The 24,042-nt window shown below is 53.7% G+C and carries 22 protein-coding genes; 13 read left to right on the top strand and 9 right to left on the bottom strand.

From position 1 onward, the window contains the following. Positions 1–18: 18 nt before the first annotated feature. Complete coding sequence (locus E6P06_RS20605) at positions 19–720, top strand: DnaA inactivator Hda (protein ID WP_211924219.1); 702 nt, start codon at positions 19–21, stop codon at positions 718–720. Between the two features lie 33 nt (positions 721–753). Here the strand turns inward: E6P06_RS20605 and arsC are convergent, their stop codons facing one another. Beyond that, positions 754–1,113, bottom strand: a complete 360-nt coding sequence (gene arsC, locus E6P06_RS20600) for an arsenate reductase (glutaredoxin) (RefSeq protein ID WP_139935650.1) — start codon at positions 1,111–1,113, stop codon at positions 754–756. Between the two features lie 123 nt (positions 1,114–1,236). After that, on the bottom strand, positions 1,237–2,700 hold the full coding sequence (gene bepA, locus E6P06_RS20595; protein WP_003838490.1) for a beta-barrel assembly-enhancing protease: 1,464 nt from the start codon (positions 2,698–2,700) through the stop codon (positions 1,237–1,239). 226 nt (positions 2,701–2,926) lie between these two features. Here bepA and E6P06_RS20590 point away from each other — a divergent pair, with 226 nt between their 5' ends. The 4 genes from E6P06_RS20590 (at position 2,927) to iadA (ending at position 6,455) form a co-directional block, all read left to right on the top strand. Next, positions 2,927–3,991: an AI-2E family transporter gene (locus E6P06_RS20590; protein WP_003037941.1), complete on the top strand. Its 1,065-nt coding sequence runs from the start codon at positions 2,927–2,929 to the stop codon at positions 3,989–3,991. Positions 3,992–4,157: 166 nt separating this feature from the next. After that, positions 4,158–4,817 carry a nucleoside recognition domain-containing protein gene (locus E6P06_RS20585; RefSeq protein ID WP_003847228.1) on the top strand — a complete coding sequence of 220 codons (660 nt, stop codon included), beginning with the start codon at positions 4,158–4,160 and terminating at the stop codon, positions 4,815–4,817. 1 nt (position 4,818) lies between these two features. After that, a complete protein-coding gene (locus E6P06_RS20580) occupies positions 4,819–5,280 on the top strand; it encodes a YjiG family protein (RefSeq protein ID WP_003037948.1) in 462 nt (153 codons plus the stop codon). An 11-nt stretch (positions 5,281–5,291) separates the two neighbouring features. Next, positions 5,292–6,455 carry a beta-aspartyl-peptidase gene (iadA, locus tag E6P06_RS20575; RefSeq protein ID WP_139935649.1) on the top strand — a complete coding sequence of 388 codons (1,164 nt, stop codon included), beginning with the start codon at positions 5,292–5,294 and terminating at the stop codon, positions 6,453–6,455. A gap of 153 nt (positions 6,456–6,608) precedes the next feature. Here the strand turns inward: iadA and bcp are convergent, their stop codons facing one another. Together bcp and E6P06_RS20565 are read right to left on the bottom strand one after the other, a co-directional pair. Continuing rightward, a complete protein-coding gene (gene bcp, locus E6P06_RS20570; protein ID WP_003037951.1) occupies positions 6,609–7,079 on the bottom strand; it encodes a thioredoxin-dependent thiol peroxidase in 471 nt (156 codons plus the stop codon). Then, on the bottom strand, positions 7,079–7,651 hold the full coding sequence (locus E6P06_RS20565) for a glycine cleavage system transcriptional repressor (RefSeq protein ID WP_003037954.1): 573 nt from the start codon (positions 7,649–7,651) through the stop codon (positions 7,079–7,081). The genes bcp and E6P06_RS20565 overlap by 1 nt, the downstream gene beginning before the upstream one ends. Positions 7,652–7,796: 145 nt before the next feature. On the opposite strand from E6P06_RS20565, the gene dapA reads away from it, so the two are divergent. The 6 genes from dapA (at position 7,797) to ypfH (ending at position 14,349) form a co-directional block, all read left to right on the top strand. Next, a complete protein-coding gene (gene dapA / locus E6P06_RS20560) occupies positions 7,797–8,675 on the top strand; it encodes a 4-hydroxy-tetrahydrodipicolinate synthase (RefSeq protein ID WP_139935648.1) in 879 nt (292 codons plus the stop codon). Between the two features lie 16 nt (positions 8,676–8,691). Beyond that, on the top strand, positions 8,692–9,726 hold the full coding sequence (gene bamC / locus E6P06_RS20555; RefSeq protein WP_032937846.1) for an outer membrane protein assembly factor BamC: 1,035 nt from the start codon (positions 8,692–8,694) through the stop codon (positions 9,724–9,726). 111 nt (positions 9,727–9,837) lie between these two features. Continuing rightward, the gene (purC, locus tag E6P06_RS20550; RefSeq protein ID WP_003037964.1) at positions 9,838–10,551 is read left to right on the top strand and encodes a phosphoribosylaminoimidazolesuccinocarboxamide synthase; all 714 of its coding nucleotides are present in this window, start codon (positions 9,838–9,840) and stop codon (positions 10,549–10,551) included. A gap of 128 nt (positions 10,552–10,679) precedes the next feature. Beyond that, a complete protein-coding gene (locus E6P06_RS20545) occupies positions 10,680–11,546 on the top strand; it encodes a neutral zinc metallopeptidase (RefSeq protein ID WP_139935647.1) in 867 nt (288 codons plus the stop codon). Positions 11,547–11,561: 15 nt separating this feature from the next. Then, positions 11,562–13,577 (top strand): tRNA(Met) cytidine acetyltransferase TmcA, encoded by a 2,016-nt coding sequence (locus tag E6P06_RS20540; RefSeq protein ID WP_139935646.1) that lies wholly within the window; start codon positions 11,562–11,564, stop codon positions 13,575–13,577. Positions 13,578–13,650: 73 nt separating this feature from the next. Continuing rightward, on the top strand, positions 13,651–14,349 hold the full coding sequence (ypfH, locus tag E6P06_RS20535) for an esterase (protein ID WP_003037972.1): 699 nt from the start codon (positions 13,651–13,653) through the stop codon (positions 14,347–14,349). Positions 14,350–14,453: 104 nt separating this feature from the next. Here the strand turns inward: ypfH and E6P06_RS20530 are convergent, their stop codons facing one another. Genes E6P06_RS20530 through E6P06_RS20520 form a run of 3 tightly spaced genes read right to left on the bottom strand, consistent with a single transcriptional unit; the run spans position 14,454 to position 16,169 of the window. Further along, positions 14,454–14,654, bottom strand: coding sequence for a membrane protein (locus E6P06_RS20530; RefSeq protein ID WP_003037974.1), 201 nt, complete (start codon positions 14,652–14,654; stop codon positions 14,454–14,456). Positions 14,655–14,681: 27 nt separating this feature from the next. Then, positions 14,682–15,809 (bottom strand): succinyl-diaminopimelate desuccinylase, encoded by a 1,128-nt coding sequence (gene dapE, locus E6P06_RS20525; protein WP_003037976.1) that lies wholly within the window; start codon positions 15,807–15,809, stop codon positions 14,682–14,684. Positions 15,810–15,812: 3 nt separating this feature from the next. Continuing rightward, positions 15,813–16,169, bottom strand: a complete 357-nt coding sequence (locus E6P06_RS20520) for an ArsC family reductase (RefSeq protein WP_003835078.1) — start codon at positions 16,167–16,169, stop codon at positions 15,813–15,815. 388 nt (positions 16,170–16,557) lie between these two features. Between E6P06_RS20520 and ypfM the strand changes: the two genes are divergently transcribed. Continuing rightward, a complete protein-coding gene (gene ypfM / locus E6P06_RS20515) occupies positions 16,558–16,617 on the top strand; it encodes a protein YpfM (protein WP_001386977.1) in 60 nt (19 codons plus the stop codon). A 75-nt stretch (positions 16,618–16,692) separates the two neighbouring features. Here ypfM and acrD read toward each other — a convergent pair whose 3' ends face one another. Together acrD and narQ are read right to left on the bottom strand one after the other, a co-directional pair. Further along, complete coding sequence (gene acrD, locus E6P06_RS20510) at positions 16,693–19,806, bottom strand: multidrug efflux RND transporter permease AcrD (RefSeq protein WP_003838507.1); 3,114 nt, start codon at positions 19,804–19,806, stop codon at positions 16,693–16,695. Positions 19,807–19,990: 184 nt separating this feature from the next. Next, positions 19,991–21,688: a nitrate/nitrite two-component system sensor histidine kinase NarQ gene (gene narQ / locus E6P06_RS20505; protein ID WP_003838510.1), complete on the bottom strand. Its 1,698-nt coding sequence runs from the start codon at positions 21,686–21,688 to the stop codon at positions 19,991–19,993. A gap of 260 nt (positions 21,689–21,948) precedes the next feature. Here narQ and aegA point away from each other — a divergent pair, with 260 nt between their 5' ends. Then, complete coding sequence (aegA, locus tag E6P06_RS20500; RefSeq protein ID WP_032937840.1) at positions 21,949–23,928, top strand: formate-dependent uric acid utilization protein AegA; 1,980 nt, start codon at positions 21,949–21,951, stop codon at positions 23,926–23,928. Positions 23,929–24,042: the final 114 nt, after the last annotated feature.

Genomic DNA, 24,042 nt, shown 5'->3' with positions numbered 1-24,042 from the left:
TCCTGGGTTGAGGTATCTCTGAACACACCGGCACAGCTCTCTTTGCCACTTTATCTTCCTGACGACGAAACTTTCGCAAGTTTCTGGCCGGGGGATAACTCCTCTTTACTGGCTGCACTGCAAAACGTGCTGCGTCAGGAACATAGCGGGTATATTTATCTCTGGTCGCGTGAAGGCGCTGGCCGTAGTCATTTGCTGCATGCAGCCTGTGCGGAACTGTCCGCGCGCGGCGATGCGGTAGGCTACGTGCCGCTCGACAAACGCACCTGGTTCGTCCCCGAGGTGCTCGACGGGATGGAGCATTTATCGCTGGTATGCATCGATAACATCGAATGTGTGGCCGGTGATTCACTGTGGGAAATGGCGATCTTTGATCTCTACAACCGTATCCTGGAGTCGGGGAAAACACGCCTGCTGATCACCGGCGATCGTCCACCAAGACAGTTGAATCTGGGATTGCCGGATCTCGCTTCGCGTCTGGACTGGGGGCAAATCTACAAGCTGCAACCACTTTCCGATGAAGATAAGCTGCAGGCGTTGCAATTACGCGCCAGACTTCGCGGATTTGAACTGCCGGAAGATGTGGGCCGCTTTCTGCTTAAGCGTCTGGATCGGGAAATGCGTACGCTGTTTATGACGTTGGATCAGCTTGATCACGCATCGATCACCGCCCAGCGTAAGCTGACCATTCCGTTCGTAAAAGAAATTCTGAAGCTGTAAGCGCCGCAGCCAAATGACTGCGGCAGGTTTCGGTTAACCGACGATTTCCAGTACCTGCTCCGGCGGGCGTCCAATTCGAGCCTGACCTTTGGCAACTACGATCGGGCGCTCCATCAGTTTTGGGTTTTCCACCATTGCCTGAATCAGCGCATCTTCACTCAGATTTTTGTCCGCCAGGTTAAGCGATTTATAGAGATCCTCTTTCTGGCGCATCAGCTCACGCGCGCTGGACATACCCAGCATCTGCAGAAGTTCACGCAGGGTCGCGGCGTCAGCCGGGGTTTCCAGATACAGCATCACTTCCGGGTCCACGCCATTGGACTTCAGTAATTCCAGCGTTTCACGGCTCTTGGAGCAGCGTGGGTTATGGTAGATTTTAATCGCGTCTGACATGACTTCTCCTTGCATAACAATACTGCCGGATGGCGGCCAAAAGACCTTATCCGGCCTACATATCGTGTCTGACGTAGGCCGGATAAGACGCTACAGCGCCGCCATCCGGCAAGGGTTCGATAATTACATCTTCGTGTAGGGTTTAAAGCGTTCTTGCAGCTGGCGTAGCTGGTCGATACGAGCATCGTATCTGGCCTGCTGCTGGCTACCCAGTTTCACCTGAGAGCTTGCGCTGCTGAGCATCGAAATCGCCTGATCCAGACGTCCAGCGAGGGCATACCCCTCCGCCCGCGCCGCCAGCTCCTGATCGCGGTTATTCAGGTTGGCTTCCGTTTGCGCTAACAGATCCCAGCCGTTAGGGTCGTCCTTATGGTTAAACGTATAGCGATTCAGGATGGTTGCCGCCTCTTTGGCTTGCCCGCCCTGTAGATACGCATTCGCCAGGTTAAGCTGCAGTACCGGATTGTTACGCAGGTCACGGGCGTTTTTCAGGCGGTTAATGGCATCACTGGTTTTCTTCTGGCCGAGATCGATATCCGTTGCCAGGTCGAGATACCAGGCATTGTTCGCGTCTGCTGCCAGCAGCGGTTGCAGCGCTTTACGCGCCTCGTCATATTTGCTGGCTTCCATCGCCTGCAATGCCCGACCATATTGCGCCGCACGTTGCTCACGTACGTTGCCTTTCGACCAGTTACTCAGCAGGTCATCGGTCAACTGGTTACGACCAGAGTTGTACATGCCCAAGGTTCGTGCCTTAGCCAGATAAAAATCTTCTGACGACTGGACGACCACCGGACGCATCTGGTTGGCGCGGTTACGGGCATCCGACAGGCGGCTTTCAGGCAGGGGGTGAGTCAGCAAAATTTCCGGCGGACGCGAAGAGTAACGGGCCTGATCGAGCAGTTTTTCGAGGAACGTCGGCATGGCCTGGGGATCGAATCCCGAGCGTTGCAGCACCTGAATACCGATGCGATCTGCTTCCTGTTCGTTTTGTTGCGTAAAGCTAATCATCCCCTGACGTGTTCCCGCCAGCGTACCGGTCAGCGCCGCCATACCCGCCTGCGGGCTAGCCATCGCTAATAAAATTGAACCTAACGCACCTACCCATGTTAGCGGCGCACTGCGTTTCTGATCTTCCATTGCACGAGCCAGGTGGCGCTGAGTGACGTGGGAGATTTCGTGCGCCATGACCGATGCTAACTGGCTTTCGTTGTCGGAATAGCGGAACAATGCGGAGTGCAAGACAACGTTGCCGCCAAAGAAAGCAAAGGCGTTGATTTCATCGTTGTTGATCAAAAAGAATGTGAAGGGTGTTTTTACCGAGTCGGCGTGCGAGACCAGACGCATCCCCAGCGCATTAATGTATTGGGTGAGCAATGGATCATTAATTAATGGCGCACTGCCGCGCAGTTGGCGTACGTAATAATCGCCCATCTGCATTTCCTGTCCTATGGAAAGCGTACTGCCTGCCGACGTTCCCATATCAGGCAGGGTGTCCGCAGTATCAGCAAATGCGGGCGCAACCTGACCGATAGTCAGTGCGGCAATGAGGGTAGCAACCAGGTTTTTTTTCAACTGCCTGAACATAACCTCTGTCCTGTATTCTTTTTTGAGATAGCCATTTGACCAATGCTGTGAAGTATCGTTCACACTCCGCAAGCTTACGGAGTGTAACTGCGAAACCTGACGATGAACACCCAGGAAAAATGTCTTTTCACTTTGCGTAATCAGCCATAAAAAGCGAAGTCTTTTTTGTGACATTTCGATACAATTCGGGATCGCAATCCCGCTATTGGGTTCATGGAAGGGTTTTATGCTCGAAATGTTGATGCAATGGTATCGCCGCCGCTTTAGCGACCCCGAAGCCATCGCCCTGCTGATTATTCTTGTTGCCGGTTTTGGCATCCTGTTCTTTTTTAGCGGTCTTCTGGCGCCGCTACTGGTCGCCATAGTGCTGGCGTACCTGCTTGAATGGCCGACTGTGCGGCTGGAACATATTGGGTGTTCACGGCGTTGGGCGACATCGATTGTGCTGGTGGTGTTTGTCGGTATTTTGCTGCTGATGGCGTTTGTGGTGATGCCCGTTGCATGGCAGCAGGGGATCTATCTGATCCGCGACATGCCCGGCATGCTTAATAAATTGTCTGATTTTGCTGCCACCTTGCCGCGGCGTTATCCGGCGCTGATGGATGCGGGCATCATTGATGCGATGGCGGAAAATATGCGCTCGCGAATGCTCACCATGGGCGATTCGGTGGTGAAATATTCGTTAGCCTCACTGGTTGGATTGCTGACCCTGGCGGTCTATCTGGTTCTCGTCCCGTTGATGGTGTTCTTCCTGATCAAAGATAAAGGACAGATGCTGAACGCCGTGCGCCGGGTGCTGCCGCGTAATCGTGGGCTGGCGGGGCAGGTGTGGAAAGAGATGAACCAGCAAATCACCAACTATATCCGCGGAAAGGTGCTGGAAATGGTGGTGGTCGGCGTGGCGACCTGGCTCGGCTTCCTGCTGTTTGGTCTCAACTATTCGCTGCTGCTGGCGGTGCTGGTAGGGTTCTCTGTGCTGATCCCGTATATCGGCGCTTTTGTGGTGACGATTCCGGTAGTTGGCGTGGCGCTGTTTCAGTTCGGGCTTGGCACCGAGTTCTGGAGCTGTTTTGCCGTGTACCTGATTATCCAGGCGCTGGACGGCAATCTGCTGGTTCCCGTGCTGTTCTCCGAGGCGGTCAATCTGCATCCACTGGTGATTATTCTCTCCGTGGTGATTTTCGGCGGTCTGTGGGGATTCTGGGGCGTATTCTTTGCGATCCCTCTGGCGACGTTAATCAAAGCGGTAATGCACGCCTGGCCGGATGGTCAGGTCGTTGACGAACCCTAATCTGCAAGATCCGGCGATATCATGTCGCCGGATCCGAACTTGTCTGACCTCTATCCACACTTTCTGAATAATCTCTTCTGCTGTCGTTTTTCTCCGCATTTGTCTTTAACTTGACCTGCGTGATGTCTTTCTGTCACGCAAGGAATAAGACCAACAGGAGAACAAAATGGGTCACAACACACACACGCAGCAAAAGGTGGGATGGGGCGGTTATCTCGCTTTTTTTATTACGATTATCCTTTTTTCCGGCATGTTTGCGAAAAGTACCGAATGGTGGCGGGTCTTTGACTTCACCGTCCTCAACGGCGCGTTTGGGCAGATTAATGCCGCAGGCGATACGGCGGTCTCTTTTCGCGGCTCTGGAGGGATGGGAGCCAAAGACGGCTTCTTATTCGCGCTTGAACTGGCACCTTCCGTCATTCTTTCACTCGGGATTATTTCCGTCACCGAAGGATTGGGGGGGTTACGTGCGGCACAACAGCTGATGACGCCGGTCCTGCGCCCGTTACTCGGTATTCCGGGAGTTTGTTCGCTGGCGCTAATTGCGAATTTGCAAAATACCGATGCCGCGGCCGGGATGACCAAAGAGATGGCGGAAGAGGGCATTATTACTGAACAGGAGCGTGCCATTTTTGCCTGCTGGCAAACCAGCGGCAGCGCGTGTATTACCAACTATTTTTCCTCTGGCGCTGCGCTGTTTACGGTGGTTACCGTTCCGGTGATTACGCCGCTGGCGGTGATCCTTGTCTTCAAATTTGTGGGAGCGAACCTGCTGCGTTTGTGGATTGCGCAGCTGGAAAATCGCCGTCTGCAGCAGGAGGTATGAGGTGACAACGCAGGTACGTAAAAACGTCATGGATATGTTTATCGATGGCGCGCGGCGCGGGTTTACAATTGCTACAACCAGCCTGTTACCTAACGTGGTGATGGCGTTTGTGATTATTCAGGCGCTGAAGGTGACGGGATTGCTCGAGATTGTCGGGCGGGTGTGCGAACCGGTGATGGCGTTGTGGGGGCTACCGGGGGAATCTGCCACCGTGCTGCTGGCGGCGGTGATGAGTATGGGAGGCGGCGTCGGCGTTTGTGCCAGTCTGGTTGTTGCTGGTACGCTTTCGGGACATGATGCGACTGTATTGCTACCGGCAATCTACCTGATGGGCAATCCGGTGCAAAATGTGGGACGCTGCCTGGGAACTGCGGGGGTCCATCCCCGTTACTACCCGCTGATTATTGCGGTATGCGTCATTAATGCGCTGCTCTCTATTTGGGTTATGCAGGTAATTGCCTGACAAGGAAGGTTATGAACTGTTCAATTCTTAATTTGACGTTGTTCCAGCAGGGACACGTGTACGCACCGGAAGATTTAGGGCGACAGGATATACTGGTCTCCGGCAGTAAAATTGTTGCCATCGCCCCGTCAATTTCTCCTGAAGACTTTCCCGGTTGCGAGTGTATCAATCTTGACGGCGCGATTGTGTGCCCAGGATTTATCGATCAACACGTCCATCTGATTGGCGGCGGCGGGGAAGCAGGGCCGCATACCCGCACGCCGGAAGTGCGCTTGTCACGCCTGGTTGAAGCTGGTGTAACTTCGGTGGTGGGTTTGCTGGGTACCGATGGCATTACCCGTCATCCGGAATCGCTGCTGGCAAAAACCCGCGCGCTGGAGTTTGAAGGCATCAGCGCATGGATGCTTACTGGGGCGTATTCTCTGCCTTCCCCGACGATCACCGGCAGCATCGATCGTGACGTGGCGCTGATCGATAAAATCATTGGCGTAAAATGTGCGATTTCGGACCATCGTTCCTCAGCCCCAGATACCTCGGTGCTGGCAAACATGGCAGCGCAGTCGCGCGTCGGTGGATTGTTAGGACGCAAACCGGGGATCAGTGTATTCCATATGGGCGATAGCCCGCGCATGCTGGAACCGTTGTACCAGATCCTCAACTGCTGCGATGTGCCGATTACTAAACTGTTGCCGACACACGTTAACCGTGCGGAACCGTTGTTCCAGGCGGCGCTGGAGTATGCCCGTAAAGGCGGTTATATCGACATTACCAGCAGCATTGATGAGCCCGTCGACCCCGCCACGGCTATCGCCACGGCGCTGCGGCAGAACGTGCCACTGTCGCGCATTACGCTTAGCTCGGATGGCAACGGCAGCCAGCCGGAATTTGATGAGTTAGGTAATCTCATCGGTATCGGTGTCGCGGGGTTTGAATCACTGGCTGAAACGGTGCGCCAGTTGGTGAAAGTTCATGCCATACCGCTGGAACAGGCGCTCTGTCCGCTGACGCGTACGGTCGCAGAATTTTTGGGGCTCGAACATAAGGGTCGCCTGGCGGTGGGATGCGATGCGGACATTCTGGTGCTTAATGATGCGTTGGAGGTTAATCACCTTTGGGCGAAGGGAAAAGCCGTGGCCAGAGAGAAGAAAGCCTGCGTAAAAGGGACGTTTGAATAAACGTTTATGAGGATGTCAGCCTGAAAAAGTACAGATTCACGTTTATGCCGGGTGGCGGCTACGCCTCACCCGGCCTACAAGTTTCGCAATATTAATAAGCTGCGTAGGCCTGATAAGCGAAGCGCCATCAGGCTTTTTCCAGCAAAACGTAAATCAGGCGTTCTCTTTCAGCCAGTTCAGTACCACGTCGTGGTGATTGCTGGTTTTGAAGTCATCGAACACGTGCTCAATTTTGCCTTCGGCATCAATCAGGAAGCTGATGCGGTGGATGCCATCGTAGGTTTTGCCCATAAATGACTTCTCACCCCAGACGCCGAACTGCTCGCAAACCTGATGATCTTCATCGGACAGGAGCGTGAAATTCAGGACTTCTTTCTCCGCGAATCGGGAAAGCTTCTCTGGTTTGTCGGTGCTGATCCCCAGCACTTCAACACCAGCTTTTTTTAACTCATCCATGTTATCGCGCAAGCCGCAGGCCTGTACGGTACAGCCGGGTGTCATGGCTTTCGGGTAAAAATAAACCAGAACACGCTGTCCCTGGAAGTCGGTTAAATTTACTTGTTCTCCGTCTTGATCCGGCAAGCTAAATTTCGGTGCGATATCACCGGCTTTCAGTGGGTTCATTACTTAACTCCATCCTGTTCATCATGCTGTGAGTAATTGACGACGTTAATACTGCCTTGCGCATTGAGTTCTGTACAGAGTGCTTTAAACGCATCTTCAATATTTGCCGAATCATGTGACGCAGGACTATGTGCGGTAATTTGAATAAACAACTGCGCCGCCTTTCCATTCTCAGCCGGTTGCGTGCGTGAAACCAGTTCCGCAATATTCATTTGGTGGCTGTCAAACAGTGCGGTGAAGCGTTCAATCAAATGGGGAGAATCAGGGACATCGACCTGCACCCATACCGTAGCAGGCATCGCCGGACGAGGGCGCGCGGTCGTGCGCTTCATCACAATGAGTAAATCCAGCTCTGCGCCTTTTAATGGCAGGGTTGATTCAATCAGGGTGATGGCATTCCAGGTGCCCGACAGCAACATGATAAACGTGAACTCATCACCCAGCATGGCCAGTCGGCTGTCTTCGATATTACAGCCGCAACTGCTGACATGACGTGTGATGGTGTTCACAATTCCTGGGCGGTCGGCACCCAGCGCAGTAATGACCAGATAGTGTTGCGATGACGATGTCAAACCTGTTCTTCCTTTGAGCGGTGAGGTAATCATAAGGAAAGCATAAAAAAAACATGCATACAACAATCAGAACGGCTCTGGTCGCTTGCTTTTATTGTCGTACCAAACGTACCATTGAGACACTTGTTTGCACAGAGGATGGCCCATGTTCACGGGAAGTATTGTCGCGCTTGTTACGCCGATGGATGAGAAAGGTAAAGTCTGCCGGTCGAGCCTGAAAAAACTGATTGATTATCATGTCGCCAGCGGCACCTCGGCGATCGTTTCTGTTGGCACCACCGGTGAGTCCGCTACCCTGAGTCATGATGAACATGGCGATGTGGTGATGATGACGCTGGAGCTGGCTGACGGGCGTATTCCGGTTATTGCCGGAACCGGCGCCAATGCGACCGCGGAAGCCATTAGTCTGACGCAGCGTTTCAACGACAGCGGTGTTGTTGGCTGCCTGACGGTGACGCCTTACTACAACCGCCCAACCCAGGAAGGTTTGTTCCAGCATTTCAAAGCCATCGCTGAGCATACTGACCTGCCGCAAATTCTGTATAATGTGCCGTCCCGTACTGGCTGCGATATGCTGCCGGAAACCGTTGGTCGTCTGGCGAAAGTTAAAAATATTATCGCTATTAAAGAGGCCACGGGGAACTTAACTCGCGTTCACCAGATCAAAGAGCTGGTTTCGGACGACTTTATTCTGCTCAGCGGTGATGACGCGACCGGACTGGATTTTATGCAGCTCGGTGGTCATGGCGTGATTTCTGTAACGTCTAACGTTGCGGCACGTGATATGGCTGAAATGTGCAAACTGGCGGCAGCCGGGCAATTTGCCGAGGCGCGGGTGATTAACCAGCGTCTGATGCCGTTACACAACAAACTATTTGTCGAACCCAATCCTATTCCCGTGAAATGGGCGTGTAAGGAGTTGGGACTTGTGGCGACCGATACGCTACGTCTGCCGATGACGCCAATCACGGACAATGCTCGTGAAATCGTCAAAGCGGCACTTAAGCATGCCGGTTTGCTGTAAAGTTTAGGGAGATTTGATGGCTTACTCAGTACAAAAGTCGCGCCTGGCCAAGGTTGCGGGTGTTTCGCTTGTTATGTTGCTCGCGGCCTGTAGCTCTGACTCGCGCTATAAGCGCCAGGTGAGCGGTGATGAATCCTATCTGGAGGCCGCACCGCTTGCTGAGCTTCATGCTCCAGCTGGGATGATTTTGCCGGTTATGTCGGGCGACTATAATATCCCGGTAACCAACGGCAGTGGTGCCGTGGGTAAAGCGCTGGATATTCGTCCACCGGCTCAGCCGTTAGCGTTAGTCACTGGCGCTCGCACGCAAATCGCAGGCGATACCTCAACGTTGCTGGTGGAAAATGGTCGTGGCAACACGCTGTGGCCGCAGGTCGTGAGCGTCATTCAGTCTAAAAACTACACGATCACCAAACGTGATGATGCCAGCCAGACGCTGACCACCGACTGGGTTGACTGGAACCGTCTGGATGAAGACGAGCAGTACCGTGGACGTTATCAAATCTCGGTTAAACCGCAGGGCTATCAGCAAGCGGTAACGGTGAAACTGGTTAACCTCGAGCAGGCGGGTAAACCCGTAGCCGATGCGGCATCAATGCAGCGTTACAGCGCTGAGATGATGAACGTTATCTCTGCTGGTCTGGATAAGAACGCCACCGACGCCGCGAATGCCGCGCAGAACCGCTCTGCAGCCACCATGGATGTTCAGAGCGCAGCCGATGACACCGGTTTACCAATGCTGGTGGTACGCGGACCGTTCAACGTGGTGTGGCAGCGTCTGCCAGCAGCGCTTGAGAAAGTGGGGATGAAGGTAACCGACAGCACCCGTTCTCAGGGTAGCATCGCGGTGACCTACAAACCTCTGTCTGATAGCAGCTGGCAGGAGCTGGGCGCAAGTGACCCAGGTCTGGTATCCGGCGACTATAAACTGCAGGTCGGTGATTTAGACAACCGCAGTAGCTTGCAGTTTATCGATCCGAAGGGGCATACCCTGACGCAAAGCCAGAACGACGCGCTGGTCGCCGTCTTCCAGGCAGCGTTCAGTAAGTAAAAATAAAGGGCTGGATAACTCCAGCCCTTTTTTTCTGATATGATACGCAAACGTGTGCGTCGGCAGAAAAACGCAATATTTATCGTTAATTCACACCCAGGAGTAATAAAGATGCAAAAGCAAGCTGAGTTGTATCGTGGTAAAGCGAAGACCGTATACAGCACGGAAAACCCGGACCTGTTGGTGCTCGAATTCCGCAATGATACGTCAGCAGGGGATGGCGCGCGCATTGAACAGTTTGACCGTAAAGGTATGGTGAACAACAAATTCAACCATTTCATTATGACTAAACTGCAAGAAGCGGGTATTCCTACCCAGATGGAGCGACTGCTTTCTGATACCGAATGTCTGGTGAAAAAGCTGGATATGGTACCGGTTGAATGTGTGGTACGTAACCGCGCAGCAGGCTCTTTGGTTAAGCGTTTAGGCGTTGAGGAAGGTATTGAACTGAATCCGCCGCTGTTTGATCTGTTCCTGAAAAACGATGCTATGCACGATCCAATGATTAACGATTCCTATTGCGAAACTTTTGGTTGGGTGAGCAAAGAGAATCTGGCACGTATGAAAGAGCTGACCTACAAAGCTAACGACGTGCTGAAAAAGATGTTTGATGATGCTGGTCTGATTCTGGTCGACTTCAAACTTGAGTTTGGTTTGTATAAAGGTGAAGTCGTCCTGGGTGATGAATTCTCACCGGACGGTAGCCGCCTGTGGGACAAAGAAACGCTGGATAAAATGGACAAAGATCGCTTCCGCCAGAGTCTGGGCGGCCTGATCGAAGCCTATGAAGCCGTCGCGCATCGCCTGGGTGTGAAGTTAGACTAATCTTCCCCTGAGCCGGCGATCGCTCTCCGGCTCATTAACCCCACCTGATTTGATTACTATTTCTTATGGTAATCCTGTTCCGAACCGCCTACGATCATCATCATAATGAATAAAAAGTTGAGGTGATTATGCGCTGGCAAGGGCGTCGTGAAAGTGACAACGTGGAAGACAGACGAAACAGCTCTGGCGGCGGCCCCTCTATGGGGGGGCCTGGTTTTCGTCTGCCCAGTGGTAAAGGCGGTATCATCCTGCTGATTGTGGTGCTGGTGGCGGGTTATTATGGCGTGGATCTCACCGGATTAATGACCGGCCAGCCGGTCACCCAACAACAATCATCACGCTCCATCAGCCCAAACGATGATGAAGCGGCAAAATTTACCTCGGTGATTCTGGCTACAACAGAAGATACCTGGGGACAGCAGTTTGAAAAAATGGGCCGCACCTACCAACAGCCGAAGCTGGTGATGTACCGGGGTGCGACGCGCACCGGCTGCGGCGCGGGCCAGTCCGTGATGGGGCCGTTTTATTGTCCGGCAGATGGTACGGTATATATCGACCTTTCATTCTATGATGACATGAAAAACAAGCTGGGCGCGGATGGTGATTTTGCGCAGGGCTATGTTATCGCCCATGAAGTGGGTCACCACGTGCAGAAACTGCTGGGTATTGAACCGAAGGTTCGCCAGATGCAGCAGAACGCCTCACAAGCTGAGGTGAACCGTCTTTCCGTTCGTATGGAACTGCAGGCGGACTGCTTTGCCGGTGTCTGGGGCCACAGCATGCAGCAGCAGGGCGTGCTGGAGTCTGGTGACCTGGAAGAGGCACTAAACGCCGCACAGGCCATTGGTGACGATCGCCTGCAACAGCAGGGACAAGGACGCGTCGTACCGGACAGCTTTACTCACGGAACCTCTGAACAGCGTTTTACCTGGTTCAAACGCGGTTTTGATAGCGGCGATCCGGGACAATGTAATACCTTTGGTAAAGGTATTTAAGATACAGAGGCAGGGATGTCCGATAACACTGCGCTGAGGGCGTTAACCGAACAGATGGCTCGTGAGGGGATCCGTCGCTTGCTGATTATCAGCGGCGAGGAGAACTGGTGTCAGGGGCAGGCGTTAGCGCTACGCGACATATTACCCGGCGACTGGTTGTGGGTAGGGGCGAATGCCCCTGCTGAACCGAACTGTACGCCACAGGCGCTGCAAACGTTACTGGGGCGCGAGTTTCGTCATGCAGTTTTCGACGCCGGGCAGGGATTTGACGCTGCGGCGTTTGCCGCCTTAAGCGGTACACTGCTTGCCGGCAGTTGGCTGGTTTTGCTGACCCCACCCTGGCATTCCTGGCACACGCATCCGGACGTGGATTCACTACGCTGGAGCGATTGCGCTAAGCCCATTCCCACACCGCACTTTGTTGAGCACGTCAAACGGGTGATTTCCCTCGATAGACAGGCTCTGCACTGGCAGCAGCATCAGCCGGTTTCCTGTCCGCACTTTCCTGCTCGCGCAGCCTGGCTCGCGGCAACCGGCGAACCCCAACCAGAACAGGCGATGATATTAAATCATTTGCTGGCTATGTCTCCCGGTGTGGTTGCGGTGACGGCCGCACGGGGTCGGGGCAAATCCGCTCTGGCAGGGCAACTTATAGCGCGGATTAACGGCACAGCGATTGTGACCGCACCTGCCAAAGCTGCAACGGATGTGCTGGCACAATTTGCCGCAGAGCGTTACCGCTTTATGGCGCCGGATGCACTATTAAGCAGTTCTGAGACCGCAGACTGGCTGATTGTGGATGAAGCCGCCGCGATCCCCGCGCCGCTGCTACACCAACTGGTGGCGCGTTTTCCTCGTACGCTGTTAACCACTACAGTACAAGGCTACGAGGGAACGGGTAGAGGCTTCTTGCTGAAATTCTGCGCCCGCTTCCCCCATCTTCGACGCTATGAGTTGCAACAACCCGTGCGCTGGGCGCAGGGATGTCCGTTGGAGCAAATTGTCAGCGATGCCCTGGTGTTTGATGACGAAATGTTTACGCATGCCCCATCGGGGGAGTTGCACTTTTCGGCGTTTGAGAAACTCGCCTGGCATACAAACCCGGCGCTGCCATTAGCGGTGTATCAGTTGCTTTCCGGGGCGCATTACCGTACCTCACCGCTGGACCTGCGACGCATGATGGACGCGCCGGGGCAGCATTTTCTGCATGCTTCGGCTGCTGGCTCGGTGGCGGGGGCCGTCTGGTTGGTCGATGAGGGTGGATTATCCGCAGAATTAAGCCAGGCCGTCTGGGCCGGATATCGCCGACCCAGAGGTAATCTGGTTGCGCAGTCGCTGGCGGCGCACGGCGGTGACCCCCTGGCGGCGACGCTCGTCGGGCGACGAGTCAGTCGAATTGCGGTTCATCCTGCGCGCCAAAGAGAAGGTATTGGGCAACAGCTGATTGTGCTGGCCCACCACTATTCCACATCGTGTGACTATCTCTCGGTCAGTTTTGGGTATACGGCTGAACTATGGCGTTTCTGGCAGCGCTGCGGTTTTGTGCTGGTGCGAATGGGGAATCACCGGGAAGCCAGCAGCGGCTGTTATACCGCCATGGCGTTGCTGCCCATCAGCGAAGCGGGGAAACGCCTTGCCGAGCGGGAGCACCAGCATTTGCGGCGTGACGCGGAAATCCTTGCGCGATGGAACGGTGAGAGCATTCCGCTGGTCCCGCTGAAAGAGACTACGCTTAATGAGGATGACTGGGCTGAGCTGGCTGGGTTTGCCTTCGCGCATCGGCCATTATTGACGTCGCTAGGCTGTCTGAGTCGTCTGCTTGAGCACAGTGAATTACCTCTTCCGGCATTGCGCGGATGTATACAGGCTAAACGCAGCGACGCCGAATTGTGCCAACAGCTGAAGATCTCAGGTCGTAAAGCGCTGCTGGTCGTTCAGCGCGCCGAAGCGGCACAAGCGTTAAATCAGCTGGATGCTGAACGTGAACAGCGGCTACATAATCGCATTATGCAATGGCAATTTTTTCACTAACATCTTCAATTTCCTGGCATGGTCATTGCGGTTAAGCGGCGTAGAATGATTCTCATCAGTTAAGGAGATCGCCATGAAACATGACCATTTTGTTGTTCAAAGTCCCGATAAACCCGCTCAACAGCTACTGCTGCTGTTTCATGGCGTCGGCGATAACCCGGTTGCCATGGGTGAAATTGGCTCCTGGTTTGCGCCGCTGTTTCCGGATGCGTTAATCGTCAGCATTGGCGGGGCAGAGCCTTACGGTACGACTTCCGGACGTCAGTGGTTTTCGGTACAGGGCGTAACGGAAGAGAACCGCCAGGCGCGTATTGACGCGATTATGCCGGTGTTTATCGAAACCGTGCGCTACTGGCAGAAACAAAGCGGCGTTTCACCGCAGGCCACCGCGCTGATTGGTTTTTCTCAGGGTTCGATTATGTCGCTTGAGAGCATCAAAGCCGAGCCGGGGCTGGCGTCGCGGGTCATTGCCTTCAATGGTCGCTATGCCACCTTACCGGAGGTTGCAACTACCGCAACGACGGTGCATTTGATTCACGGTGGTGAAGACCGGGTGATAGAGCTCTCCCATGCCGTTGCCGCGCAGGAGGCATTAATTGCTGCGGGTGGGGATGTGACGCTGGATATCGTCGAAAACCTGGGGCACGCCATTGATGAACGCAGCATGCAGTTTGCGCTCGATCATCTGCGTTTTACCGTACCGAAGCACTATTTTGATGAAGCGCTGAGCGGTGGTAAGCCTCACGATGATGATGTGATTGAGATGATCTGATTGATAACCGTAGGCCGGATAAAACGCGAAGCGTTGCCATCCGGCACTTAACGCCCGGTGGTGCTAACGCTTACCGGGCCTACGTGACTTATCCGGCCTGGAAATTATTTCTTCGGTTGATCCTTGTTCGGCCAATCGTCGTCGTCATCCCATTTATCGTTAAAGTCACGATGCGGGGGAAGCTCCGGTTTGTTGGCCAGATATTTCTTTGGATCGACGCGCTTGAGATCTTTGATAACGTTAAGCAGCACGCCTACCAGAAACACCAACACCAGAATCCACCAATATTTTGCTAGCCAGTCCATGTATTTTTCCTCTTGCAGGAACACTCATCAGGCGACGAGTTGCTCCATGATACGTTGATACATACGGGCAAGCAGCTGCAGGTCGGCGGCATTAACACATTCATTTATTTTATGAATAGTGGCGTTGACCGGCCCAAGTTCGACTACCTGTGCCCCCATGCGGGCAATAAAGCGCCCGTCGGACGTCCCGCCTGTAGTCAGTAACTGCGGTTTAATTTCATTATAGTGCTCAATGGCGTTCACTACTGCATCCACCAGTTTACCGCGTTCCGTCAGGAACGGCTGACCGGAAAGCCACCAGTCGACGGTATAGCGCAACTGATGTTTCTCCAGCAGCGCGTGAACCCGTGCTTTAATCATCTCATCGGTCAGCTCAGTGCTGAAACGGAAGTTGAACTGGATAAACAGTTCTCCGGGGATAACGTTGTTGCTGCCGGTACCTGCCTGAATATTGGCAATCTGCATGCTGGTCGCCGGGAAAAACTCGTTACCCTGGTCCCACTCAATCGCCACCAGTTCGTTGAGCATTGGCGCCGCGCGGTGTACCGGGTTATCGGCCAGATGCGGATAGGCTACGTGCCCCTGCACGCCATGAATGGTCAGGTTGCAGGTCAGTGAACCACGACGTCCATTCTTGACTACGTCGCCAACGATTTCCGTGCTGGACGGCTCGCCAACCAGACAATAATCCAGTCGCTCATTACGCGCCATCAGTGCTTCAACCACCTTTACGGTGCCGTTTTTGGCGCTGGCTTCTTCGTCGGACGTTATCAAAAATGCCAGACGACCCTGATGGTTTGGATGCTGGGCGACAAAACGCTCTGCGGCCACGACCATCGCTGCCAGTGAGCCTTTCATATCGGCAGCGCCACGCCCGAACAGCATGCCATCGCGAATGGTCGGTTCGAACGGTGGATTGATCCAACGATCGACATCGCCGGCGGGCACTACGTCGGTGTGACCGGCAAATGCCAGGGTCTCACCTTTACCGCGCCATGCCCAAAAATTCTGTGTGTCACCAAAATCCATACGCTCAACGGTAAAACCTACCGCGCGCAGGCGTTCAATCATTAACGCCTGGCACCCGGCATCATCCGGGCTCAGGGAAGGACGGCGAATAAGCTGCTGTGTCAGCTCAATAACCGGGCACGACATAGACTACACCTCATTAAAAAACAGAGTATAACTGGATTCACTGAAACCAAGCAGCATAGGCTTACCCGGCGCGCAGAGCAATGGGCGTTTGATAATTGCTGGCATTTCAATCATCAATGCGGCGGCGGAAGCCGCATCGGTGATTTGACTGCGCGTGGATTCATCGAGTTTACGCCAGGTGGTTCCACGTGTATTGAGCAGCGCTTCCCAACCTAATTCGCTGATAAAGGACTGTAATAGCGTATTGTCAAGACCGTCGACGCGATAATCATGAAAGCGATAGTCAATACCTTGTGCTTCCAACCAGCGTCTGGCTTTTTTAATCGTGTCGCAATTCTTAATGCCGTAGAGGGTGATCATTTGAATCCTTATTGACGTAATTTGAATATTTATTCTTTTATTATGTGGCAATGAATAATACATATTGTCATTCAATCGTTATAGAAAAATATAACATTGTTGAACAACAGTGAATAATGATTCCTGAAAGCTCCAAAAATACCGTATAACTAAAAATCAGAATCTGCCTGTTTGCATCAGCCTGTTTTTCCATCAGAATTGCAAAAGTAGTAGATGATGTATGAATATTTCAAAATATTGCAGTAAGTCACATAAAATTTATGGGTATGGCGCATAGTGATCACATAAACCCCAAACACGGGAGGATGTAATCACAACCATCGGTTAAATGTTCTTCTTTTGATGATGATGATTTTGTAGAATGCTCATAATAATAAGAGAGGTTGTTATGATTGAACGTGAACTGGGGAACTGGAAAGACTTTATCGAAGTGATGCTTCGTAAATAATTTTCTGGAAGAAATTCATATCCTGTAAAGGATAAAAAAAGGCGACTCAACGTAAGTCGCCTTTTTTGTGCCCGATTATTCCGGGCGCGGTTTCAACGGGAAGCGTCTGCGTACCAGCACAAAGAACAGGGGCACGAAGTAAATCGCCAGGATAGTGGCTGAAATCATCCCGCCCATTACGCCTGTTCCCACCGCATGTTGACCGCCAGAACCTGCGCCACTGCTGATGGTCATCGGCAGAACCCCAAAGATAAACGCCAGCGAGGTCATCAGAATCGGACGCAAGCGCTGGCGACAGGCGTGGAGCGTGGCATCGAGCAGATCGTGTCCTTTCTCGTTCATCTCATTGGCGAATTCAACAATCAATATTGCGTTCTTCGCCGATAGCCCGATAACGGTAAGTAACCCGACCTGGAAGTACACGTCGTTTTCCAGACCGCGCATCCAGGTCGCCAGCAGAGCACCAATGACCCCCAGCGGCACAACCAGCATGACGGAGAAGGGAACTGACCAGCTTTCATACAGGGCCGCCAGACACAGGAATACCACCAGCAGAGAAATGGCGTACAGGGCGGGGGCCTGAGAACCCGACAGCCGTTCCTGATAAGACATCGCAGTCCATTCGAGACCGAATCCGGTCGGCAACTGGCGCACCAGCGATTCCATTATGTCCATCGCTGTACCGGTACTGACGCCGGGCGCGGCTTCTCCGACAATCTCGACCGCGGAGTAGCCGTTGTAGCGTTCCAGACGCGGTGAACCGGTTTCCCAGCGCGACGTGGCAAAGGCCGAGAAAGGCACCATGCCACCGTTGTTATTACGGACGTACCACAAATTGATGTCGTCAGGGAGCATGCGATATTTTGCTGCCGCCTGCACGTAAACCTTCTTCACGCGACCGCGGTCCATAAAGTCATTGACGTAGCTGGAACCCCAGGCCGTTTGCAATGTATCGTTGATGTCGTCGATGGAAACGCCCAGTGCCTGGGCTTTGCGCTGATCGATATCAATTTGCAACTGCGGGCTGTCGTCCAGACCGTTATGACGAACGCGGGTCAGGGAAGAATCCTTCCCGGCCAGCTCAATCAGCTTGTCGCGCGCGGCCATTAACGCGTCATGTCCCGCTCCAGCGTGATCCTGCAGCTCCATATCGAAACCGGCAGAGCTTCCGAGGCCACTGATAGCCGGAGGGCTACTGGCGAAGACGCGGGCTTCTTTAATCTTATTAAAGGCTTTGGTCGCACGTTCAATGATGGCGAAAGAGGTTCCGGTAGTGGTGTCGCGCTCATCCCAGTCTTTTAAACGGACAAACATACGCGCCACGTTTTGACCGTTCCCGCCAGGGCCTGAACCGACCGTGGAAAAGACCGACATAATGTTGTCTTTCTCATGGGTGAAGTAATACTTCTCTACTTCCTCAACCACTTTCAATGTTTGTTGCTGTGTGGAGCCGCTGGGCAGCTGTACCGAGGTGGTAAACATGCCGCGGTCTTCCAGCGGCAGGAAGGAGGTTGGCAGGCGCAGGAACAGGAAAACCATTCCGCCGAGCAGCAGGCCGTAGATCAGTATCCAGCGCAGGCTGCGGTGCAGGATCCTGGCAACGCCTTTTTCGTAGCGCTCGGCGTTGCGATTAAACATTCGGTTAAACCAGCCGAAGAAACCGGTTTGTCCGTGATGCTCGCCCTTATGCAGCGGTTTGAGCAGGGTGGCGCACAGAGCAGGAGTGAGGATCATCGCCACCAGAACAGACAGCACCATTGCGGAGACGATAGTAATCGAGAACTGGCGGTAAATAGCCCCGGTAGTGCCGCCGAAGAAGGCCATCGGGATAAATACCGCCGACAGCACCATGGCAATACCAACCAACGCGCCCTGGATTTGCCCCATCGATTTCCGCGTCGCTTCCCGCGGTGTGAGCCCTTCCTCACTCATAATACGCTCGACGTTTTCCACTACCACTATGGCGTCATCGACCAGCAGGCCGATCGCCAGCACCATCGCAAACATCGTCAAGGTGTTAACGCTATAGCCAAAGGCGTAAAGCACGGAGAAGGTACCCATCAGGACGACGGGAACGGCGATGGTGGGAATCAGCGTGGCGCGGAAGTTTTGCAGGAACAGGTACATCACGAGGAATACCAGCGCGATCGCTTCCAGCAGGGTTTTTACCACGTCGATGATTGAGGCTTTGACAAAGGAGGTGGTTTCATATGCCACCTTATATTCCAGCCCATGTGGAAAATACTGTGACAGTTCGTCAAGGCGGTTGAGCACCAGTTCCGCCGTCGCCATTTCATTGGCGCCTGAAGCCAGTTTCACGCCCAGACCGGAAGCCGGGTTGCCGTTAAACCGGCTGAGGTAGTCGTACTTCTCGGCCCCCATTTCGACCGTCGCCACATCACCCAGTTTAACTTCTGATCCATCCTGGTTGACACGTAGAGTAATGGCGCGGAATTCATCCGGAGTCTGCAGTAGCGACTGGGCGTTGATCGTCGCGTTCAGCGCCTGCTTGTCCACCGAAGGCGTACCGCCAAGTTGTCCGACCGCAATCTGCGCATTCTGTGACTCGATAGCGTCGGTCACATCTTTAGCGGTCATCTGGAAACTGTTCAGTTTGGCCGGGTCAAGCCAGATACGCATGGAGTACTGTGAGCCGTAAGCGTCAATATCCCCCACGCCGTTAATACGGCTGAGCGGATCCTGAATGTTACTGGCGACATAGTCGGCGATGTCCTGCTTATCCATTGAGCCATCGGTGGAGACAAAGGCGATTGTCAGAATATTGGTGTCCCCGGTCTTACGCACCGTGACCCCCTGATCCTGTACCGCCTGCGGCAGTTTACGCATTGCCGATTGCAGCTGGTTTTGCACCTGCTGGACGGCCTCATCAGGATCGGTTCCGGCGACAAAGCTCAGCGTAACTGACGCCTGGCCTGTCCCGCTGCTCTGCGACGACATGTACATCAGGTTATCGAGACCAGTCATGTTCTGCTCGATCACCTGGGTGACGGTGTTTTCCAGAGTCTGAGCCGAGGCGCCAGGATAGTTGGCGGTGACCCGTACGTTTGGCGGCGCCAGATCGGGATATTGCTCAACGGGCAGTGAAAAAATAGCCAGGGCTCCTGTCAGGCACAACAGGATAGCTAACACCCAGGCAAAAATGGGGCGATCGATGAAAAAATTCGCCATTAAAAGAGGACCTCGTGTTTCTGCGTATCGTTATGGGTATGGCTTGCTTCACTTTAGCGGCAAGGTACGGGTCAAACGTGGAGAAAAAAAGAAGATAATGTAAATTATCATGCCCGTTTACAGCATACCTTTCGTGCCAACGCCGTCAGGCCAGGATCCAGACCCGACGGCGCTTTGCGGTTCTTTACGTTAGATCACTGTCTGATTCAGCCGAGCGGAAACTGATGCTTACCAACGTTCCTCCTCCGGAAGGTTGAGAGAAGGTCAACGTGCCGCTTAGTCTTTCCGCCCGCTCACGCATAATATTTAGTCCATAGTGCCCTGTAGGCTCATGCGGCTCGCCAATGCCGATGCCGTTATCGCGGATATAAACCGTGTGGTTGCCGTCCGGAGCCGTTACGCAACTGACGGCAATTTCGCTCGCACTGGCATGCTTAATGGCGTTCAGCACCGCTTCGCGGATGATCTGCAACAGGTGCACTTGCATTTGCGCATCCAACGCCAGCGTGGGTAACCGACAGTCGAGTGTGAGTTTAGCTGAGGTTTGATTTTGCAGAGTTTCCAGCATTTCATGCAGGGCGGAGGGTAAGTCTGCCTGTTGTAAGGTCAGACGGAAGGTGGTGAGCAGTTCGCGTAGCTGGCGGTAGGCATCGTTCAGCGCCTGGGAGAAATCCGCCATGATGCTTTGCGCTGGGGCGTTATCTTCCGGAATTGACCGCTTCAGCAGCGTCAACTGAATGCGTAAATAAGAGAGCACCTGTGCCAGCGAGTCGTGCAGTTCGCGTGCAATCGTCGCTCGCTCCTCCATTAACAACAGTTGCTGAAAATGTTTTTGTGCCTGGTTGAAGTACAACCCGCGTCCCAGCATTGAGGAAACGCTGTTAAGCAGTGGAATAGAAGCATTGACGTTTGGACTTTGCCAGTGCAGTTCGCCGTAGACGGTTTCCTGCATAGTGACCGGCAGGATCTGCATCGGCAGCTCCAGGCTTTTAGTCCCTTCGCTAATCCGCCAGTTATCACCGACGGTGAGCTCAAGGAAATACGCGGCGTCATGTTCGCGGACGATCTGTAAAATATGGCGGAAGCAGTGCACGTCAATCTGGCTGGTATTTAACGCCTGGGAGCACTGATACAACACCTCCAGACGGCGATTGGCTTCATGGAGATCGTGAGTTTTCTCGGCAACAGACGCTTCCAGCGAGCGATACAGCTTGTGTAATTCACTCGACATCTGACTAAACGTTTTGCCCAGCAACCCCAGTTCATTGGGCAAACCGGTATCCAGCGGTGGGATATTAAACTGACCGTGTTCAATTTGCTGACTGGCCATCACCAGTTTATTCAGCGGACGCACTACCTGCTGGCGAATGCGCCGCAGGGTAAAGAAGACGAGGGTGAATATGCCGATCCCGCCTGCCAGCGAGATGCCAAATACCAGCATGACTTTACGCTCGGCATAATGTTGCAACGCCAGCACGAAGAGATCGATTTGATCGACGTAGTTGTTGATATTGGCCTGGTACCATTTTAAATCGCCGTCGATCAGGCGGGCATTCATTTCCAGCCAGTTAGCATGCAGACGTCCATAGCGGCTTTTTACCGCTTGTGGCACATACCACGCATTCAGATTCTGTAATGCCGGTGCGTTTAGCGCCTGCTGGAAAAGCTGGCGGTGGGCGTTAAGCTGCGGGCTCTGGCTTTGCAGATCGTAACCCAGACGGTAGCTTTGCATGCGCAATGAGCCAGCAACGTTGATGGCTTCGGCATCTCGCAAGCTGCTGGTCAGCGTGAGCAGCGCAATACCTGTTGAGAGAATTGACAGCAGCACTATGTAGAAAAAAGCTTTAGCCAGACTGGCCGAGACCGGACGCTTTACCGTCACTTGTGCATCCTCACACAATACACGTCGCGCCTGAAAACAGCGTGAACGATGCGGTGTATTTGATAAAGGTTAATAAAACGCCATGAAACTGGATGGTAACTGAAACACAATTTCATATGCGATGAAATAAATTGATCTGCCACAGGTTCTGCATAAATAGTTGTGCTTCCTGGGCAAATGAACATTGCCGCTTCCTTCCGTGTCGGTTAATAACACTCTTATAAAGAATAAGGTTTTTGCAACCAAAAAAGAAGGAAGCCATGAATCGTTTTATTATGGTCAATAGCCAGCAGTGCCTGGGATGCCATGCCTGTGAGGTCGCCTGCGTCATGGCTCACAATGGCGAACAGCATGTCCTGAGCCAACGGCATTTTCAGCCCCGAATTACCGTCATTAAACATCAGCAGCAGCGCAGCGCGGTGACCTGTCACCACTGCGAAGATGCACCCTGCGCCAGAAGTTGCCCAAATGGGGCAATTAACCATGATAACGACAGCGTTCAGGTGAACCCGCAAAAGTGCATTGGCTGTAAATCGTGCGTCGTTGCCTGTCCTTTCGGCACGATGCAGATCGTACTCACTCCCGTCGCCAAAGGGAAGGTGAAAGCCACCGCGCACAAATGCGATCTGTGCCAGGGGCGTGAACAGGGGCCCGCCTGCGTAGAGAACTGCCCGGCGCAGGCGTTACAGTTGGTGACGGAAAACTCGCTTACCGGTCTGTCAAAAGCGCGCAGGCTGCGTACCGCAAGTCTGGAAAGCCAGCCATGGCACGCCAGCACTACCGATTTTGTTCCACATGTCATCACCAAACGTGAGCAAATGCAGGCAACGCCTGCGCGTGGTGAACCGGATAAACTGGCGATTGATGCCCGGAAAACCAGCTTTGAAGAGATCTATCTGCCGTTTCGTACGGCGCAGGCGGAGCGGGAAGCCTCTCGCTGCCTGAAATGCGGCGACCACAGTATTTGTGAATGGACCTGTCCGTTGCATAACCACATTCCGCAGTGGATTGAGCTGGTCAAAGCCGGAAACATCGATGCCGCGGTTGAGCTTTCACATCAAACCAACTGCTTGCCGGAGGTGACCGGGCGTGTATGCCCGCAGGATCGACTCTGCGAAGGGGCATGCACGGTGCGTAATGAGCATGGCGCAGTCACTATCGGTAATATTGAGCGTTACATCTCCGATCGGGCGCTGAGTAAAGGATGGCGACCGGACTTAAGCCATGTGCAGAAAGTGGACAAGCGTGTTGCCATTATCGGCGCGGGTCCGGCGGGTCTGGCCTGCGCGGATGTGCTGGCGCGTAGCGGTATCAGTGCCACCGTTTACGATCGCCATCCTGAAATTGGCGGTTTGCTGACGTTCGGTATTCCGGCCTTCAAACTGGACAAATCGCTGCTGACGCGTCGCCGTGAAATCTTCAGCGCTATGGGGATTCATTTCGAACTTAATTGTGAAGTGGGTAAAGACGTCGCACTTGAAAAGTTGCTGGAGGATTACGATGCCGTGTTCGTGGGGGTGGGAACCTATCGTTCCATGAAGGCGGACCTGCCAAATGAAGACGCGCCAGGCGTATATGATGCGCTGCCGTTCCTGATTGCCAACACCAAGCAGGTGATGGGGCTGGATGAGTTGCCTGAAGAACCGTTTATCGATACCGCCGGACTGAACGTGGTGGTTCTGGGCGGAGGCGATACGGCCATGGACTGTGTACGTACCGCGCTGCGCCACGGTGCAAGCCAGGTGACCTGCGCCTATCGTCGTGATGAAGCCAACATGCCGGGTTCGAAAAAAGAGGTGAAGAACGCCCGGGAAGAGGGGGCAAACTTCGAGTTTAACGTCCAGCCGGTTGAGCTGGTGTTGCATGCCGATGGGCGAGTCAGCGGCGTGCGTTTCTTACGTACCCAACTTGGCGAACCTGATGCGCAGGGGCGTCGTCGCCCTGTTCCCATCGCCGGGAGTGAGTTTGTGATGCCCGCAGATGCGGTGATCATGGCGTTTGGTTTTCACCCACACGGCATGCCGTGGCTGGAGTCGCATGGCGTTAAGGTCGATAACTGGGGGCGCATTGCCGCCGATGTTGAAAGCGCATACCGTTACCAAACCAGTAACCCGAAAATCTTTGCCGGTGGCGACGCGGTACGCGGTGCGGATCTGGTGGTGACGGCCATGGCGGAGGGGCGGCACGCCGCCCAGGGGATCGTCGACTGGCTGGGCGTAAAATCAGTCAAATCTCACTAATCGGCGTCCAGGCCGGATAAGACGCGTTAGCGTTGTTATCCGGCAATGTGCCGCATGAATGCCTGATGGCGCTTTGCTTATCAGGCCTACATTGTTCCAAGACAAACCCGGTTT

The sequence above is a fragment of the Citrobacter sp. CF971 genome (assembly GCF_006385635.1).
In the GTDB taxonomy this organism is placed as follows: domain Bacteria; phylum Pseudomonadota; class Gammaproteobacteria; order Enterobacterales; family Enterobacteriaceae; genus Citrobacter; species Citrobacter freundii.
This window is presented reverse-complemented; position numbering and strand designations above follow the sequence as displayed.